This is a genomic window from Microbacterium zouquanmingi, from assembly GCF_052266675.1.
GTDB lineage: Bacteria > Actinomycetota > Actinomycetes > Actinomycetales > Microbacteriaceae > Microbacterium.
Window position 1 is genome coordinate 376,105 of the sequence record NZ_JBQPRA010000001.1, and the last position, 15,989, is coordinate 392,093.

Genomic DNA, 15,989 nt, shown 5'->3' on the forward strand with positions numbered 1-15,989 from the left:
GCCCGTGGTGATAATGATTCTCATTAGCGTGTAATATCGGAGCATGCAGAAATTCAACGCCGCCGCGATCCTTGCCGCATCCGTGCTCGTTCTCGCCGGATGCTCCGGTACGACGAGCGACGACGTTGATGACGGACTCATCCGTGTCACGGCGAGCACGAATGTGTACGGCTCGCTCCTCGAGCAGATCGGCGGCGACCGGGTCGACGTCACCACGATCATCGACTCGGCAGCTCACGACCCGCACTCCTATGAGGCGACCGCGCGCGATCGCCTGGCCGTGCAGGGTGCCGATCTGGTCGCCCGGAACGGCGGCGGGTACGACGCGTTCATCGACACGCTTCTCGACGGATCCGATGCACATGTGTTCACGGCGGTCGAGTTCTCACACGACTACCCCGGCAACGCCGGGCACGACGGCGATGCGGATGAGCACGAAGCGGCCGAAGGGGAAGAAGGCCACGACCACGCCCACGCCGACGAGGGGGATCACGAGGGCCACGACCACATCGAGGGCTTCAACGAGCACGTCTGGTTCGACCCTCACACGATGATCCACGTCGTCGAGGGGCTCGCTGACGAGCTCGGCGAAGTCGACCCCGATGGCGCTGCCGATTTCACCGCCGCGGCCGATGAGATCATCGCCGACCTCGAAGCAGCCGAGGCCGAACTCGAGGCGATCAAGGCCGAGGCGCACGGTGCCGGAGCCTTCATCACCGAACCTCTGCCCGGCTACATCGCAGCATCCGCTGGTCTCAGCGACCTCGCCCCGGAAGGCTTCGCTGCCGCAGTGGAAGAGGGGCGCGACGTCCCGCCCGCCACGATCCTCGAGTCCCTCAAGATCATCGAGAGCGGCGACGTGAAGGTCGTGCTCACCAATGCGCAGACCGGTGGTGGCGAAACCGAGCGCGTCGAGGATGCTGCGAAGACTGCTGGCATCCCGATCGTGGCGTTTACGGAGCTGCTCGAGGAAGGATCGTCGTACTCTGAGTGGATGCACGACGCGATTCAGAGCCTCGCCGACGCGCTCCGTTCGTGAGTGCGGTCGCTCGTCGGGCTCAGGGGGCGGGCTCAGGTCCAGTCCTCGAGATCAGCGGCGCAGCTCTCCGGCGAGACGACCGCGAGCTGTGGTCCGGCCTGGATCTGACGGTCGAGCCCGGCGAGTTCATCGCGGTGCTCGGGCCCTCCGGGTCGGGTAAGACGACGCTGATGCGGGCGATTCTGGGTCTGCAGCCGCTCAGCAACGGCAGCATCCGGGTTGCGGGCCAGCCTGTGCACAGGGGAAATCCACGCATCGGCTACATTCCGCAGCAGCGTCCCCTCCCGCCCGACACGAGCATGCGCGCCCGCGATGTCGTCGCTCTCGGCGTCAGCGGCACACGGTTCGGATTCCCGATTCCGCGCCGTGGCGACCGGGCTAGAGTCGACGCCCTCCTCGACGGCGTGGGTGCATCCCACTTCGCAGAGCGCCCGGTGGGTCTGCTCTCCGGAGGCGAGCAGCAACGGCTGCGGGTCGGACAGGCGCTCGCCGATGAGCCAACGCTCCTGCTGTGCGACGAGCCGTTGTCGAACCTCGACCTCGCCAACCAGGTCGGGATCACCGAGATCATCGACCGACAGCGTAAAGACCGAGACGCCGCAGTGCTCTTCGTCACCCACGACATCAACCCGATCCTCGGCCGAGTCGACCGCATCCTTTACATCGCCGGTGGACGCTTCGTGCTCGGGACGCCCGACGAGGTGCTGCAGAGCCGCGTGCTCACCGACCTGTACGGAACCCCGGTGTTCGTGCTGCGCGCCGGTGACCGGCTGGTCGTCGTCGGCGCTCCGGACACCACGCCGCACCACGACCACGACGAGGACGACGCATGATCGTGCCGCTGCTCGACTGGAGTGACGTCTTCTCGTTCCAGGACTACGGGGCCCTCGTCGCGCTGCTGGCCAACTCGATCATCGCCGGTGCCGTGCTCGGCGTCGTCGGCGGGCTGATCGGCGTCTTCGTCATGCAGCGCGATCTCGCGTTCGCGGTGCACGGGGTCAGCGAACTGTCCTTCGCCGGTGCCGCAGCAGCGCTGCTGTTCGGCGGGAGCGTCGTGGCGGGATCGCTCGGCGGTGCGCTGGTCGCGGCGATCCTCATCGGCATCCTCGGGTCCAAGGCGCGTGACCGCAACTCGATCGTCGGCGTTCTCATGCCGTTCGGCCTCGGTCTCGGCATCCTGTTCCTCTCGCTCTACGACGGCCGAAGCGCGAACCGCTTCAGTCTGCTCACCGGGCAGATCGTGTCGGTCTCCAGCCCCGACCTCGGCTGGCTGATCGGGATCAGCGTGGTCGTGCTGCTGGGGCTGCTGCTGATGTGGAACCCGCTGCGATTCGACTCCCTCGATCCGATCGCGGCGTCGGCGCGCGGCATCCCGACCAGGCTCGTGAGCCTGACGTTCATGGTGCTGCTCGGGCTCATCGTCGCCGTCAGTGTGCACATCATCGGCGCGCTGCTGGTGATGGCGCTGCTGGTGACGCCGGCGGCCGCCGCCATGCGGGTGACCGCAGGCCCACTGGCGGTTCCGCTGCTGGCAGCACTGTTCGGGTTCGTCTCTGCGGTCGGGGGCATCCTGCTCGCACTCGCCGGCACGCTTCCGGTGAGCCCGTACATCACCACGATCTCGTTCCTCATCTACGTCGGATGCTGGATCGCACAGCGCATCCGCGGGCGGGTGCGGCGCGGCGCGCGCGCATAACTCCTGAACTTTCCGCCCTGACCGCGGCGACGGGCGCTGAGAACCGCGAGTTTCCGCGGGCGCTCGCTTCCGGCCGACAAAAAGTTCAGGAGTTATGCGCGTGCCCGGTGATGGACTGCTGCGTGCGACTGCTGCGAGCGGCTGCCCCGTGCGGCGCAGCGCCGTTCCCAGGACCGGCACAACGCTTCCGGCCTAGAATCAAGGGCATGGCTCAGCGGAACACCTGGCAGCGCGAACGCGTGCGCGAAGCGCTCGCCGACGCGCGCGGTTTCGTGAGCGCACAGGGTCTGCACGCTACTCTTCGCGAAGAGAACACCGGCATCGGCCTGGCCACGGTCTACCGAGCACTGTCGGGTCTCGCCGCTGCCGGCGACGCCGACTCGCTGCAGAGCCCCGAGGGCGAGGCGCTCTACCGCGCCTGCACGAGCGAGGGTCACCACCATCACCTGATCTGCCGATCGTGTGGGCTGACCGTCGAGATCGAAGCGAAGGACGTCGAAGCCTGGGCGCAGCGCACCGCGGCCCTGCACGGCTTCACCGACGCAGAGCACGTCGTCGACATCTTCGGGCTGTGCACGCCGTGCGCCAATGAGCGCGCGGCCGAAGGACAGGCGTGAGCAGCCCCACGTCGACGCGGCCGCACCCTTCGACAGGCTCAGGGCGCTCGTCGGACTCAAGGAACGGGCGCGCGCGTTCGCCATGGATCGGCGTCGCGATCGGTGTCGCAGTCATCGCCGCGCTCTTCCTGATCGACTGGCTCGCCCCGACGCTGTTCCAGGACGCACTGCCCGACCGCGCACAGGACGGACTGACCCTTGCGCTCAGCGTCCTCATCGAGGCGCTGCCGTTCGTCGTGCTCGGCGTGGTGCTCTCGATCGTCGTGCAGGTGTGGCTGCCGCCGGATCTCATCCACCGCTGGCTTCCGAAAGCTGGCTGGGCCAGGCGCGCAGTCCTCTCGCTGCTCGGGATGCTGATCCCGGTCTGCGAGTGCGGAAACGTGCCCTTCGCGCGCGGACTCATGATGCGCGGTCTTGCGCCCGCCGAGGCGATGACTTTTCTCATCGCCGCTCCCATCGTGAACCCGATCGTCATCATCACCACGCATGCCGCGTTCGGCTTCGACGGTGGCATCCTCATCGCTCGCCTCGTCGGCGGATACCTGATCGCCAACCTCATCGGCTGGATCTACAGTCTTCAGTCCAACCCCGGCGCCTCGCTCACCCGCCGGTTCACGCAGACGTGCGAGCGCGTCACGCACGAGCACGGCACGCCGACGCGTCGCAGTCTCACGCAGTTCCTCATCGAGCTCCGCGCGGTCATGCCCGCGCTCGTGATCGGTTCAGCGCTCGCCGGAGCAGTCCAGGTGCTCGTGCCGCGCGACATGCTCCTCGCGATCGGTTCGAACCCCGTGCTGTCGATCGTCGCGATGATCCTGCTGGCGATGACGGTCGCGATCTGCTCCAACGTCGATGCGTTCTTCGCGCTGTCGTTCGCGTCGACGTTCTCGTCAGGCGCGCTGATCGCGTTCCTGCTGGTCGGGCCGCTCGTCGACATCAAGATGCTCGCTCTGCTGCGCACCACGTTCACCGCGCGCACTCTGGTCGGGGTCGTCGCAGTCGTGGTGATGAGCGCCTTCGCGATCGGGATCGGGGTGAACGTCTTTGGCTGATTCCTCGTCGCGCGCACGCGCCCTCGGTACCCGCTGGCTCGGCGTGGGCCTTGCCACTGTTCTCGCCGTCGTCACGATCGGCCTCGCCGCGACGGGCCGGCTCACCCTCTTCATCGCGCCGGAATCGATCTGGTTCGCGTGCGCAGGCGCTGTCGTCGTGCTCCTCGGCGCGATCTGGTCATTCGCGCTGCCGCTCGGAGCAGAGTCGGACCACGACCACGACCACGACCACGGGATCGACGAAGACGAGACCCCGCGCCGTCGCACGCTCACCCTCGTCGGCACGGCGTCCGCAGGAGTCGTCGCCACGGCGGTCGTCGTCGGTGCGCTCGTTCTTCCCCCCGCGTCGCTGTCGGTCGATCTCGCGATGTCGCGAGCGGATGCTGGCGGCACCCTCTTCGCCGGCGCAGACACCCCTCAGCTCGGCGTTGCCGACACCACCACTTTCGGGGTGGGCGAGTGGTCGAGCGTCTTCGCGACCGCATCGCGGCCCGAGGCCTACGACGGCGCTCCCGTCACGCTCGTCGGCTTCGTCACCCCCGGCGAATCAGATGCGGTGAACCTCACCCGGATGGTCATCACGCACTGCGTGATCGACGCCCAGCCTGCGGCTGTGCCGGTGACGATCGATGGGGCGGAGTACGGAACCGGACAGTGGATCGAGGTCACCGGCACGGTCAAGGCGGATGCTGACGGCTCGCTGCGCGTGCTACCCGAGTCGGTCGTCGCGATCGATGAGCCCGGGGATCCCTATGAGTACTGAGGACCAGCCCGAGGCGCCCCAGCCCCCGAGGAGCCGCGCCGAAGCCCGCGCCGCGCGCGAGGCCGCAGAGCGCGCTGCTCAGGATGCCCCCGCGATCCCGGTCGCGCCCGAGAGCGACACGCTTCGACTTCCTCCGGTCGCTGAGCCTGTCGAAGCGTCCGTAGACGACCCGCCGACCCTTCGACAGGCTCAGGGGCCGGCTGTGGCTCAGGGGTCGGCGGTGGCTCAGGGGAAGAACCGCCGCTTCCTCTACGCGATCCTCGGTGTCGTCGGAGTGCTGATCCTCGTGACCGGGGTGCTCGGCGCGATCAGTCTGTTCCAGGGTCCGCGCGTCAGCCAGGTGCAGGTCGATGCCGCCGAAGCAATTCAGGTCTCGGGCAGCCGGGTCATCCTCACCGCGAACCAGTCGCTGGGCGAGATCGATGAGTCGCAGGTCACAGTGGATCCAGCCGTGCCGTTCACCGTGGATGCCACTGGACGCAGTGTCGGCATCCGCTTCACCGTCCCGCTCGATGACTCGACGAAATACACCGTGAAGGTCGCCGATGTGACCAGCAGCGGCGGAGGCCCAGCATCCGACCTTCAGACGTCGTTCACGACGCCGGCGTCTCAGATCTTCCTGCTGAACCGCTCCGAGGACGACGACTCGATCTTCCGCACGGATCTCACCGGTGAGAGGGCAGTGCCGGTCTTCACCCATCCGCGCATCAATGACTACCGGGCGACCGCGAATCAGCTCGTCGTCGCTATCGAGGATGACGACGGCTCACGCATTCTCGTCATGGATCATGAGGGCAAGAACGTCCACGAGCTCACCCTTCCCGGAGATGGATTCGTGAGCACCGTGCAGGTGTCCGACCGGGGCGGCCTGGTCGGTTATACGTATTCCGATCGCACGATCACCGCAGACAGCGGACGCGCGAGTGTGCTCGTGACGCAGCCGATCAGCGGCGAGGGCGAGCCGCAGATCGTCGAGGTCGGCGACGAAGAGGCGAGCATCGCGTCGTGGCAGTTCGTGCCCGATTCCGCAGCAGTGCTATTCATCGATTTTGCCGGCACCCTCTCGCTGGATGACCGCGCCGGCGACGCCGGCGCACAGAACATGGGGATGGCCTCCCAGCTGCTCGGCATTTCGCGCGGCACCTACACCGCCATCATCAGCCGCGCCGACCAGAGCATCATCGAGCTGGATCTCGCCGACGGCACGGAGACTCCGCTTGCGGCATCCGACCCCGACTTCGGCCCCTCGAAGACGATCACTCCGTTCCCCGGCGGCACTCTGCGCCACATTGTCGCGCGCGACGAGAGCGGACTGCCGACCGGTCAGGCGATCATCCGCGTTGGCGACGACGGGATCGCAGAACCCGTGCTCGAGGTCGAGTCCGGCAGTGCGATCCTGCAGGCGTGCCCGTCGCCGAGCGGGCAGTACGCCGCGGTGACGGTTGCCCCGAAGCTCGTCGAGAACCCCTACGACAATATGCTCGTGCCCCTTCCGAAGAATCTCGAGACGCACCTGCTCGACCTGCGCACCGGTGAGGAGCTCGTCGCCCTCACCGGATTCGACGTGTCGTGGTGTCAGATCGCCCCGGCCTTCTGAGATGACGCTCCACCGCGCGACCAGGGTGCATCTCGAGCGCCTTCCGCTCGAGATCGCACCGCAGCTGCTCGGCGCTCAGCTGCGCACGACGGTGGACGGCGCACCGGTCTGGCTGCGCATCACCGAGACCGAGGCGTATCACGGGCGGGGGACCGGCGATGTGTCGGACCCCGGATCGCACGCGCGCATGGGACCGACCGCCCGCAACGCCACGATGTGGGGGGAGCCCGGCCACCTCTACGTCTACCTCAGCCACGGCATCCACTCGTGCGTGAATGTCGTATGCGGTCCGGAAGGGACCGCAGGGGGAGTGCTCCTGCGCGCGGGTGAAGTGATCGAAGGGGCGGATGCCGCGGCATCTCGATCTGGCAGATCAGGACGCGATCTGGCGCGAGGTCCTGGACGGCTCGGTCAGGTGATGGGCCTGCGGCACGCGCTGCACGACGGGATCGATTTCGTCGACGGGACGCTTCTGAACGGTGCCTCCGCACAGCTGTGGTGGGACGATGAGCCTGTCGAGGTCGCATCCGGACCGCGGGTCGGCGTCGCGGGCATCGCGGGGACGGATGCTTTCCCCTGGCGCTTCTGGATCGCCGGCGACCGAACGGTCTCGCCGTTCCGCTGGGGGCGCGGTGCAGCAGACGCGCAGGCCATGCTAAACTGACTCCTTGTCTGTGCACACTCCTGTGCGCAGTTCGTGTGTTGCTTGGTCCTCTCACTTGTTGAAAGGGCTGCGGCGCGCAGACAAGGGATCTTGGGTGAGGCCGTCCGGTCTCACGGTAATGAAGGAGTAATCACATGGCAGCAGTGTGCCAGGTGACAGGAGCTGTTCCCGGCTTCGGTCACAATATCTCGCACTCGCACCGCCGGACGAAGCGTCGCTTCGACCCGAACGTGCAGAAGAAGACGTACTACGTGCCCTCGCTCGGCCGTAAGATCACGCTCAACGTGTCCGCCAAGGGCATCAAGGTGATCGACGCGCGCGGTATCGAGAAGGTTGTCGCAGACCTCAAGGCGAAGGGTGTGAAGCTCTAATGGCTAAGAAGTCTCAGGACGTCCGTCCGATCATCAAGCTCCGTTCGACGGCGGGCACCGGTTACACCTACGTGACCAAGAAGAACCGTCGTAACACCCCCGACCGCATCGTGCTCAAGAAGTACGACCCGGTAGTCCGCAAGCACGTCGAATTCCGAGAGGAGCGTTGATCCATGGCTAAGAAGAGCAAGATCGCTCGTAACGAGCAGCGCAAGGTCATCGTCGAGCGCTACGCCGAGCGTCGCCTCGAGCTGAAGAAGACCCTGGTCGACCCGAACGCTACCGACGAGGCTCGCGAAGCCGCTCGCGTCGGGCTGCAGAAGCTTCCGCGTAACGCATCGCCTGTGCGCGTGCGTTCGCGTGACGCCATCGACGGACGCCCCCGTGGCATGCTGACCAAGTTCGGCATCTCGCGTGTGCGCTTCCGCGACATGGCCCACCGTGGCGAGCTGCCCGGTGTGACCAAGTCGAGCTGGTAAGCATCGCTTAGAAGGGGCGAGGATCTTCGGATCCTCGCCCCTTTTGTGTGCCTGGCATCCGCTCTGCTTGGGGAGGTGGCGCAATTGGTCGCCTCTGGCGCGAAATGGCGCCCCCGGCGACCCCTCCCGGATGCCGGTGCACCCCGCGAATCGTGTGACGAAAGTGGCCAAAGTGACCCGACACGCCTAGAAAAACCCCAAAACCCGCGAAATGACGCGGAAATACGGGTCTCGGTTGGTACATTCAAGGCGGTCACTCGACCAGGAGCACCTGCTCCGACCACAACGACAATGCGACGGGAACCTCGTCGCTGGAGGATGACATGGCTGACAAGTCCATCACCAAGACCGAGCTCGTCGCGAGCATTGCTTCCGCCACCGGCCAGAGCCAGGCCACCGTCTCGGGCGTCCTCGACTCCCTCTTCGCCACGGTTTCGGACGCAGTTGCCAAGGGCAGCAAGGTCTCGATCCCGGGCTGGATCGCTTTCGAGCAGGTCGACACCGCTGCCCGCACCGGCCGCAACCCGCAGACCGGCGCAGAGATCAAGATCCCCGCTGGCAAGCGCGTCAAGGTCACCGCTGGCTCCAAGCTCAAGGCAGCTGTCAAGTAAGTCCGCTTACTTCACGAAGCTTATGAAGGCCGTCCCTATCGGGGCGGCCTTCATGCGTGGTGCCGCAGCAGTGCCCGCGAGCTTAGGCTTGAAGGGTGAGTTCTCCCGGCCAAGGCACCATTCCCGCATCGTCGTATCGCGCGGCCGGAGTCCTGATCCTCGTCGCGTCCGCCGCGGTCGCCGTGGTCGCAGCTCTCCTGTTCGGCGGAGGCGCTGCGCCCCTGCTGATCGGTGACCCCGGCGACGTCATCCGCTGGAGCCTGCCGATCGCCCGGTTGGTGAACAACCTCAGCGCCGCACTCATGATCGGCCCGATGGTTCTCGCCCTGTTCGCGCTCCGCGCGGGGGAGAAGCCGTTCGAAACGGCGATGGACACCGCATCCCTCGGCGCCGCCGTCTTCACGATCTCTGCCGGCGCCACCGGCTTCCTCACCTTCCTCGCGGCGTTCACCCCTGAACTCAGCCTCGAGCAGCAATTCGGCTCAGATCTGGGGCGCTTCCTCCTCGCCCTCCCTCTCGGTCAGGCCTGGCTGATCACCACGATCATGGGCGCGATCGTCACGATCCTCGCTTTCGCCTGGCGCAGCTGGCTTCCGACGCTGATCACCGCGGTCATCGCACTCGCCGCTCTCCTGCCGATGGCGACGCAGGGTCACTCGGGCGAGCTGTCCGGTCACGTCATCGCGGTGAACTCGATCCTGCTGCACACCGTCGGCGCTGCGGTGTGGCTCGGCGGACTCATGCTCCTGGTCGTGCTGCACCTCACCAAGGGTGTCGATGCCGTTTCCCTCGTGCGCCGATACTCGAGCCTCGCCATCGCCGCCTTCTTCGTCGTCGCCGTCTCGGGCGTCGTCCGGTCCACCGTCGGCCTCGGCAGCTGGGACGCACTCTGGAGCCCCTACGGCCTCATCATCATCGCCAAGGCGGTGCTGCTGTGTGGCATGGGCCTGCTCGGCGCCTGGTATCGCGCCCGCCTCATTCCGCGAATGGACGCGTCGCACGCGGCCGGCGAGAGCGCTTCGCGCTGGTTCTGGATGCTGGTGCTCTGCGAAGTCGCGCTCATGGGACTCGCATCGGGCGCCGCCGCTGCGCTCGCGCGCACGCCCCCGCCGACGGGCCTGACGGCCGTCGACCGGCAGACTCCAGCAGAGATCCTCACACGCTCGCCGCTTCCTCCCGAGTTCACGATCGACATGTGGTTCACCGGGTGGGACGTCGACATCCTCTGGGCGCTGGCTGCAGTGCTCGGTGCGTTCTTCTACATCGCGGGCGTCTGGCGCCTGCACCGACGCGGGGATCGTTGGCCGATCCAGCGCACCGTGTTCTGGATGCTGGGATTGCTGCTGCTCGTCTGGGTCACGTGCGGACCGATCAACCTGTACCAGGAGTACCTGTTCAGCGTGCACATGCTGGGCCACATGATCCTGTCGATGGCGATCCCGCTGCTGCTGGTCTCCGGTGCGCCGGTGACCCTCGCGCTACGCAGCATCCACAAGCGCGATGACGGCACCCGCGGCGCGCGCGAGTGGATCCTCTGGGCTGTGCAGTCCCCGTTCTCGCGGATCATCACGCACCCCTTCGTCGCGGCCGGCATCTTCATCGTGTCGCTCTGGGCGTTCTACTTCACCGACCTCGTGCGGTGGTCGATGTACGAGCACCTTGGACACGAGTGGATGATCATCCACTTCCTCATCTCGGGCTACCTCTTTGTGCTGAGCCTGGTCGGCATCGACCCGGTACCGTACCGCCTGCCGTACGCGGGACGCCTCATCACGCTCATCGCCGTCATGGCCATGCACGCGTTCTTCGGAATGGCGATCATGATGCAGGAGGGGCTCATGGTCGCGGAATGGTTCGGATCCATGGGCCGCACCTGGGGTCCGACGCCGATGGAGGACCAGTACATCGGCGGAGGAGTGGCCTGGTCTGTGGGTGAGATCCCGACGCTTATCCTCGCGGTCACCGTCGCCATTCAGTGGAGCCGCGACGACACCAAGGTGCAGCGGCGCACCGACCGCAACGCCGATCGCACCGGGGAAGCCGAGCTCGAGGAGTACAACGCGAAGCTCGCAGCCCTCGCCGAAAGAGACCAGCGCCAGGCGGCCCGCGAAGGCCGCTGACTCAGCCGAGCGGTGACCCGACCCTGATCGACGCTGAGCCGTCGGGAAGGATGGCGATCGAGCCATCGACCTGGAACGGCACATCTTCAGAGACGTGCTCGACCGAGCCGTCGAACAGCGAGCGGATGTCGACCTCGATGTGAGCGACGGCGTCGGTCGGCGGGATCCTCCAATGCGCGCCATCGGGCTCGACCGTGACGACGGGCTGAGCGGCGATCGACCACACAGGCGGGTCGACGATGCGGTTGCGCACCTCGAGACCGAAGGGGCAGGCAGTCGGCTGCAGTACCTGCTGAGTCGTGCACTGCGTGAGGTACTCCTCGACGCGCTCTTGGACGACGGCGGTGAACTTCTCGGTGGGTGCGGTCTGCACCTCGACCGGGGTTTGAGTGAGGGGAGAGTCCGCAAGGATGCTCACCCCCGGTGACGTCGCGATGGCGGTGTCGACGGTGATCGAGTAGAGCCCAGGGGTGAACACCAGCAGCGGCAGCGGGTCTCCTGCGACAGTATCCGCACCGGATGCCATGACCTGCCGCCGATCTACGGGGAAGCCGTTCACGGCGAACTGGTCGGCGCCGAGGAGCGTCAGCGAGACGGCGGCAAGGGGCGAGCGGGTGAAGCGCCAGTTGGGAGTGATGCCTTCCCAGCCGTCCTGCTCGACCTGGAAAGTCGTGGACCCCCCGTGGGTTCCGGCGACGTAGGAGGCGGTGACGGAGAAGACGCCATCTTCGGATGCCGTCGCGAAGACGTCGAGGTCGCTCAGCGGAGCGAGCGCGCTCTTGCGCAGCATCGCCTCGGACGCATCGGCATCGATGCCGGCCTTCTCCAGAGTGCTGCGATCGACGGCGACGCCGGGAACAAGTAGAGCATCGGCGGCGCGGCCGCTGGAGAGGAGATCGAGATAGCGGGTGACGAAGGCCGCTGGACCGTAGAACTCCTTGTAGAGGACTGTTCCTCCGGCGCCCATGGCGCCGAGCAGAAGTACTCCGACCAGCGCGAGAGCAGTCAGATCGAACCACAAGCGGCGGCGCACGCGCGTCGTCGAGGGCTGATCCATGGCGCCAGTCTAGAAGTGCGGGCTGTGACAGTGCCGAGTTCGCGCCCATCTGGTGCCGGAGGTCGACGTACGATGAGAGTCGTGTCTTTCCCCGCCCTTTCCGATGAGCAGCAGGAGCTGTTCCGACTCATCGAGGACACCAGGGAGCACGTCTTCATCACGGGGCGCGCGGGAACCGGCAAGTCCACGCTCCTGCAGTACTTCGCGTGGCACACCCAGAAGCAGATCGCGATCTGCGCGCCAACCGGTGTTGCGGCCCTGAACGTCGAGGGCCAGACGATTCATTCACTCTTCCGGCTGCCGATCGGGCTCATCGCCGAGAGCGAGATCGAGCAGAACGATGCCACCCGCCGCATCCTGAATGCGATCGACACTCTCGTCATCGACGAGGTGTCGATGGTCAACGCCGACCTGATGGACGGCATGGACCGCGCGCTGCGCCAGGCCCGCGGCAGGCGCGCCGAACCGTTCGGCGGGGTGCAGGTGGTCATGTTCGGCGACCCATATCAGCTGGCACCGGTGCCGCCGCGGGGCGATGAGCTCCGCTACGTGCAGGACCATTACCGCTCGTTCTGGTTCTTCGACGCGAAGGTGTGGGCCGGAGCGACGATGGGCGAAGCCGACGGTCTGATCGATCTCGGACGTCACGGCGCACCGCTGCACGTGCGCGAGCTGGTGCAGATCCACCGGCAGTCCGATGATGGTTTCAAGTCGATGCTGAACGCCGTCCGCTACGGGCGGGTGACCGCAGAGATCGCCGAGGTGCTCAACACGCAGGGCACGCGCACGCCTCCTGACCCTGAGCCGGGTGAGATCCCCATCATCACGCTCGCGACGCGCAATGACATCGTCAACAACATCAACAAGCGCCACCTCGCAGCCCTCGCGGGCAAGGAGCAGACCGCGCGCGCCGAGATCAACGGCGACTTCGGGCGCGGGGACGGCAACTACCCCGCAGACGCGGAACTGAAGCTCAAGGTCGGCGCGCAGGTGATGTTCCTGCGCAACGACGTGTCGATGACCGGTGAGCCCCCGCGCTGGGTCAACGGCACGATCGGCACGGTCAAGCGCATTCTCGGCGGATCGGTGCGCGTCGAGATCGACGGCGAGGACGTCGATGTCGAGCCCGCTGTGTGGGAAAGGTTCCGCTACTCCTACGACGCGAACACGAAGACGCTCAGTCGCGACGTGATCGCGGAGTTCATGCAGTTCCCGCTGCGGCTGGCGTGGGCGGTCACGATCCACAAGTCGCAGGGCAAGACCTACGATCGCGCGGTCATCGACCTCGGTGGAGGAGCGTTCGCGCCGGGGCAGACCTACGTGGCGCTGTCGCGGCTCACCTCACTCGACGGGCTGTACCTGTCGCGTCCGCTGCGTCCGAGTGACATCCGGGTGGATCAGGACGTGCGACGTTTCATGCGCGACGCGTGGGAGGCTCGGCAGGGCTCGACTCCGCAGGTCGCTGGCAACTGAGTTCGCCTGCGGGTCAGGCGGCGAGCCGGGCGTGGTCGAGATCCTCGAACAGCTCGGTGTTGAAGCGGTAGGCCAGCAGCACCTCATCGATGACGCGCTCGCGCTCTGCGGCATCCCACGGTGCGGCATCCAGCTGCTCGCGGTAGACGTCCTTGAAAGCGTTCGGGTCGGCGATGTCGTCGAACAGGTAGAAGCCGACGCCATTGGTCTCGAATCCGAACCGGCGCTGCATCACGCGGCCGATGAACACACCGCCTGACAGATCGCCCAGGTAGCGCGTGTAGTGGTGCGCGACGAAACCGCCCGCCCACGTCGCGCCGACCTCGTTGATGCGCGCGACGTAGCGCTGCGTCGTCGGAAGACGTGCGATCTCATCGCGCCAGTCCGGCCCGACGAGGAACTCGAGATCGGCCTCGAGGGCGGGAAGGCGGGTGAGCTTGTCGCTGATGAAGACGGACGCGACGGGGTCGCGCCGCATTCGCTCGCCGGCTGACTCGAGCGCTTCGTAGATGAAGTAGTGCTGTGCGACGAGCGAGATGTAGTCCTCGCGGGATGCCTCGCCCTTGAGCAGATCGGCCATGAAACCGGCGTGCTCGCTGCGCGAGTGCGAACCGGACGAGCGCTCACGCAGCGCCGCGGAGAACGAGAGGATTTCCACCATGCGCTCAGTGTAAGGCAGACCTTACTTAACCGGAAGGGTCAGGAATGCGGTCGCGGTTCGACCCCGAGCTTCGCGCAGGCAGCGTCGTAGAGAGCGACGACCTCGCGCCGCACGGCGGGGCGCTCGTCGATGGCGCCGCCCGGCCACGGCACGCGCAGTTCCTCCTGGACGTCGCCGCGGGTGATCTGCCAGACGCCGCCGTCTCCGTCGAGGTCTGTCATCACGGCATCCGTGATGGGCAGATCGGATGCCGTGGCGAAAGCGCGGGCGATCAGGAGGTTGTCATCGGAGTGGTCGCCGTTCATATGGCGGAGAATAGCGGCGACCACGTCGCTGTCGAAGATGTGCGGCATGGTCATCACTGTACGTCTGGAGCTGCGCATCTGAGTGAAGTCTGTGTGTCTGCCGCGATCGCCATCAACCGTGCAGTGTTTCAGACGGCGCGCCCTAGACTCGTGGGATAGATCTTCCAGGAGTCCCACCCATGCCCCATCTTTCGTCGCGCCCCTGGCGTGCTGCCGTCGCCGGCGCGGCCGCTCTTGCTCTTGTGCTGACCGGATGCGCGTCGGAGGACTCCTTCACGTACACGGCGCCCGAGCAGGTGGACCAGATGCTCCCCGATGACACGGTCGCGCCGATGCAGGCCGCTGTCGAGAACGCCATGGCCAAGGTCGGCGCGACCGGCGCGATCGTCGGCGTGTGGGTTCCCTGGAGCGGCACCTGGGTCACGGCACTCGGCACGCAGTCGGTCGAGGATCAGACCGCCGTCACCACGGACATGTCCTTCCGCATCGGCGATGTCACTCGGATCATGACCTGCGAGGTGCTCTACGCGCTCGTCGATGAGGGCACGGTCGAACTCGATGCCCCCGTTCCCGACTACGTGTCGGGTGTGGCGAAGATGAAGGACATCACGCTGCTCGACCTCTGCAACGGCACCAGTGGCGCTGGATCGTCCGAGATGGCAGTGGCGGGGATGTGGCTGAACACACCCGAGCGCGTCTGGGCACCGCTCGAGCTCGCATCCTTCGGCCTCGGACAGGCGCCGACCGCGCCGCACACGAGCTACCGCGACTCCGACGCCGGATACCTTCTTCTCGGGCTCGCTCTGGAGCGCGCCTCGGGGATGACCGCATCCGAGCTGATCGCGAAGTACGTCACCAACCCGCTCGAGCTGACGAGCACTTCGCTTCCGAGCCCGGCGGCGGCAGTGCCCGGCGAGAACCCACTCAGCGGAAATCGGCTGAACGCCATCGAGGGCGGCTTTGACTGCACGGCTCCCGTCGACATCACGACGCTCTCCTCCAGCGTGGGCTACACCGACTCCGGTGTGGTCTCGACGATCGACGACCTCGGCCGGTTCGCCCAGGCCGCAGCACGCCAGGGGCTTCGCGAGGACCCGAAGCCAGACCAGTTCGCGACTCCTCTGCCGGCATCTCCCAACGCAGAATCCTGGTACCAGGCGACCGGCGGCGCATATCTGGTCGGACCCCTGATCGGACAGCACGGCTCGACGCCCGGTTACACCACAGCCGCGTACGCCGACCCGACGACAGGGTTCACTGTCGCCGTCGTGCTGAACAACTCCACCTCCGGATCCAGCGTTGCCGCCTACCTCGCCTGGGAGCTCGCAGCGATCGCCTCCAAGGCGCCCGCTGCCCAGGGACAGACGGCCCCGGAGTTCGGTCTGCCGTTCACTGCCGAGCAGTATCACGAGGGAATCTCGGCCATGGCAGTGTGCGCCACGCCGCCGCCCGCAGAGTGAGCTGACCGAGGCCACGTCTACCCT

Annotated in this window: 18 protein-coding genes; 15 read left to right on the plus strand and 3 right to left on the minus strand. The window is 66.6% G+C overall.

From position 1 onward, the window contains the following. Window positions 1–43 precede the first annotated feature (43 nt). The 13 genes from ACTU6V_RS01855 (at window position 44) to ACTU6V_RS01915 (ending at window position 11,009) form a co-directional block, all read left to right on the plus strand. A complete protein-coding gene (locus ACTU6V_RS01855) occupies window positions 44–1,039 on the plus strand; it encodes a metal ABC transporter solute-binding protein, Zn/Mn family (protein ID WP_443469828.1) in 996 nt (331 codons plus the stop codon). Next, a complete protein-coding gene (locus ACTU6V_RS01860; protein WP_443469829.1) occupies window positions 1,036–1,872 on the plus strand; it encodes a metal ABC transporter ATP-binding protein in 837 nt (278 codons plus the stop codon). The genes ACTU6V_RS01855 and ACTU6V_RS01860 overlap by 4 nt, the downstream gene beginning before the upstream one ends. Beyond that, entirely contained in the window at window positions 1,869–2,735 is an 867-nt protein-coding gene (locus tag ACTU6V_RS01865; protein WP_443474755.1) for a metal ABC transporter permease, read from the plus strand. The genes ACTU6V_RS01860 and ACTU6V_RS01865 overlap by 4 nt, the downstream gene beginning before the upstream one ends. Before the next feature lie 206 nt (window positions 2,736–2,941). Continuing rightward, window positions 2,942–3,352 (plus strand): Fur family transcriptional regulator, encoded by a 411-nt coding sequence (locus tag ACTU6V_RS01870; RefSeq protein ID WP_443469831.1) that lies wholly within the window; start codon window positions 2,942–2,944, stop codon window positions 3,350–3,352. Beyond that, entirely contained in the window at window positions 3,349–4,404 is a 1,056-nt protein-coding gene (locus ACTU6V_RS01875; RefSeq protein ID WP_443474756.1) for a permease, read from the plus strand. Before ACTU6V_RS01870 ends, ACTU6V_RS01875 begins: the two co-directional genes overlap by 4 nt. Further along, the gene (locus ACTU6V_RS01880) at window positions 4,397–5,167 is read left to right on the plus strand and encodes a TIGR03943 family putative permease subunit (RefSeq protein WP_443474757.1); all 771 of its coding nucleotides are present in this window, start codon (window positions 4,397–4,399) and stop codon (window positions 5,165–5,167) included. The genes ACTU6V_RS01875 and ACTU6V_RS01880 overlap by 8 nt, the downstream gene beginning before the upstream one ends. Next, window positions 5,157–6,764 carry an Ig-like domain-containing domain gene (locus ACTU6V_RS01885; protein WP_443474758.1) on the plus strand — a complete coding sequence of 536 codons (1,608 nt, stop codon included), beginning with the start codon at window positions 5,157–5,159 and terminating at the stop codon, window positions 6,762–6,764. The genes ACTU6V_RS01880 and ACTU6V_RS01885 overlap by 11 nt, the downstream gene beginning before the upstream one ends. 1 nt (window position 6,765) lies before the next feature. After that, window positions 6,766–7,428, plus strand: a complete 663-nt coding sequence (locus ACTU6V_RS01890; protein WP_443474759.1) for a DNA-3-methyladenine glycosylase — start codon at window positions 6,766–6,768, stop codon at window positions 7,426–7,428. A gap of 134 nt (window positions 7,429–7,562) precedes the next feature. After that, window positions 7,563–7,799 (plus strand): 50S ribosomal protein L28, encoded by a 237-nt coding sequence (gene rpmB, locus ACTU6V_RS01895; RefSeq protein ID WP_443469836.1) that lies wholly within the window; start codon window positions 7,563–7,565, stop codon window positions 7,797–7,799. After that, on the plus strand, window positions 7,799–7,969 hold the full coding sequence (gene rpmG / locus ACTU6V_RS01900; protein WP_441884558.1) for a 50S ribosomal protein L33: 171 nt from the start codon (window positions 7,799–7,801) through the stop codon (window positions 7,967–7,969). Before rpmB ends, rpmG begins: the two co-directional genes overlap by 1 nt. 3 nt (window positions 7,970–7,972) lie before the next feature. Further along, window positions 7,973–8,278, plus strand: a complete 306-nt coding sequence (rpsN, locus tag ACTU6V_RS01905; protein ID WP_144793638.1) for a 30S ribosomal protein S14 — start codon at window positions 7,973–7,975, stop codon at window positions 8,276–8,278. 323 nt (window positions 8,279–8,601) lie between these two features. Further along, complete coding sequence (locus tag ACTU6V_RS01910; RefSeq protein WP_417509406.1) at window positions 8,602–8,889, plus strand: HU family DNA-binding protein; 288 nt, start codon at window positions 8,602–8,604, stop codon at window positions 8,887–8,889. Window positions 8,890–8,984: 95 nt separating this feature from the next. After that, on the plus strand, window positions 8,985–11,009 hold the full coding sequence (locus tag ACTU6V_RS01915) for a bifunctional copper resistance protein CopD/cytochrome c oxidase assembly protein (RefSeq protein WP_443474760.1): 2,025 nt from the start codon (window positions 8,985–8,987) through the stop codon (window positions 11,007–11,009). 1 nt (window position 11,010) lies between these two features. Here ACTU6V_RS01915 and ACTU6V_RS01920 read toward each other — a convergent pair whose 3' ends face one another. Next, entirely contained in the window at window positions 11,011–12,066 is a 1,056-nt protein-coding gene (locus ACTU6V_RS01920) for a hypothetical protein (protein ID WP_443469838.1), read from the minus strand. An 81-nt stretch (window positions 12,067–12,147) separates the two neighbouring features. Between ACTU6V_RS01920 and ACTU6V_RS01925 the strand changes: the two genes are divergently transcribed. Next, a complete protein-coding gene (locus tag ACTU6V_RS01925) occupies window positions 12,148–13,539 on the plus strand; it encodes an ATP-dependent DNA helicase (protein ID WP_443469839.1) in 1,392 nt (463 codons plus the stop codon). A 13-nt stretch (window positions 13,540–13,552) separates the two neighbouring features. On the opposite strand, the gene ACTU6V_RS01930 is transcribed toward ACTU6V_RS01925, so the two are convergent. Together ACTU6V_RS01930 and ACTU6V_RS01935 are read right to left on the minus strand one after the other, a co-directional pair. Continuing rightward, window positions 13,553–14,200 carry a biliverdin-producing heme oxygenase gene (locus tag ACTU6V_RS01930; RefSeq protein ID WP_443469840.1) on the minus strand — a complete coding sequence of 216 codons (648 nt, stop codon included), beginning with the start codon at window positions 14,198–14,200 and terminating at the stop codon, window positions 13,553–13,555. A gap of 38 nt (window positions 14,201–14,238) precedes the next feature. Then, window positions 14,239–14,553, minus strand: a complete 315-nt coding sequence (locus ACTU6V_RS01935) for a DUF2470 domain-containing protein (protein WP_443469841.1) — start codon at window positions 14,551–14,553, stop codon at window positions 14,239–14,241. A 131-nt stretch (window positions 14,554–14,684) separates the two neighbouring features. Here ACTU6V_RS01935 and ACTU6V_RS01940 point away from each other — a divergent pair, with 131 nt between their 5' ends. After that, window positions 14,685–15,965, plus strand: a complete 1,281-nt coding sequence (locus tag ACTU6V_RS01940) for a serine hydrolase domain-containing protein (protein WP_443474761.1) — start codon at window positions 14,685–14,687, stop codon at window positions 15,963–15,965. Window positions 15,966–15,989: the final 24 nt, after the last annotated feature.

Excerpts from the sequence above, each read along its gene's own strand:
- ACTU6V_RS01885 (WP_443474758.1), top strand. The coding sequence starts at position 5,157 with ATGAGTACTGAGGACCAGCCCGAGGCGCCCCAGCCCCCGAGGAGCCGC.
- rpmG (WP_441884558.1), top strand. The coding sequence starts at position 7,799 with ATGGCTAAGAAGTCTCAGGACGTCCGTCCGATCATCAAGCTCCGTTCG.
- ACTU6V_RS01940 (WP_443474761.1), top strand. The coding sequence starts at position 14,685 with ATGCCCCATCTTTCGTCGCGCCCCTGGCGTGCTGCCGTCGCCGGCGCG.
- ACTU6V_RS01910 (WP_417509406.1), top strand. The coding sequence starts at position 8,602 with ATGGCTGACAAGTCCATCACCAAGACCGAGCTCGTCGCGAGCATTGCT.
- rpsN (WP_144793638.1), top strand. The coding sequence starts at position 7,973 with ATGGCTAAGAAGAGCAAGATCGCTCGTAACGAGCAGCGCAAGGTCATC.
- rpmB (WP_443469836.1), top strand. The coding sequence starts at position 7,563 with ATGGCAGCAGTGTGCCAGGTGACAGGAGCTGTTCCCGGCTTCGGTCAC.
- ACTU6V_RS01920 (WP_443469838.1), bottom strand. The coding sequence starts at position 12,066 with ATGGATCAGCCCTCGACGACGCGCGTGCGCCGCCGCTTGTGGTTCGAT.
- ACTU6V_RS01865 (WP_443474755.1), top strand. The coding sequence starts at position 1,869 with ATGATCGTGCCGCTGCTCGACTGGAGTGACGTCTTCTCGTTCCAGGAC.
- ACTU6V_RS01935 (WP_443469841.1), bottom strand. The coding sequence starts at position 14,553 with ATGCCGCACATCTTCGACAGCGACGTGGTCGCCGCTATTCTCCGCCAT.
- ACTU6V_RS01930 (WP_443469840.1), bottom strand. The coding sequence starts at position 14,200 with ATGGTGGAAATCCTCTCGTTCTCCGCGGCGCTGCGTGAGCGCTCGTCC.
- ACTU6V_RS01890 (WP_443474759.1), top strand. The coding sequence starts at position 6,766 with ATGACGCTCCACCGCGCGACCAGGGTGCATCTCGAGCGCCTTCCGCTC.
- ACTU6V_RS01855 (WP_443469828.1), top strand. The coding sequence starts at position 44 with ATGCAGAAATTCAACGCCGCCGCGATCCTTGCCGCATCCGTGCTCGTT.
- ACTU6V_RS01870 (WP_443469831.1), top strand. The coding sequence starts at position 2,942 with ATGGCTCAGCGGAACACCTGGCAGCGCGAACGCGTGCGCGAAGCGCTC.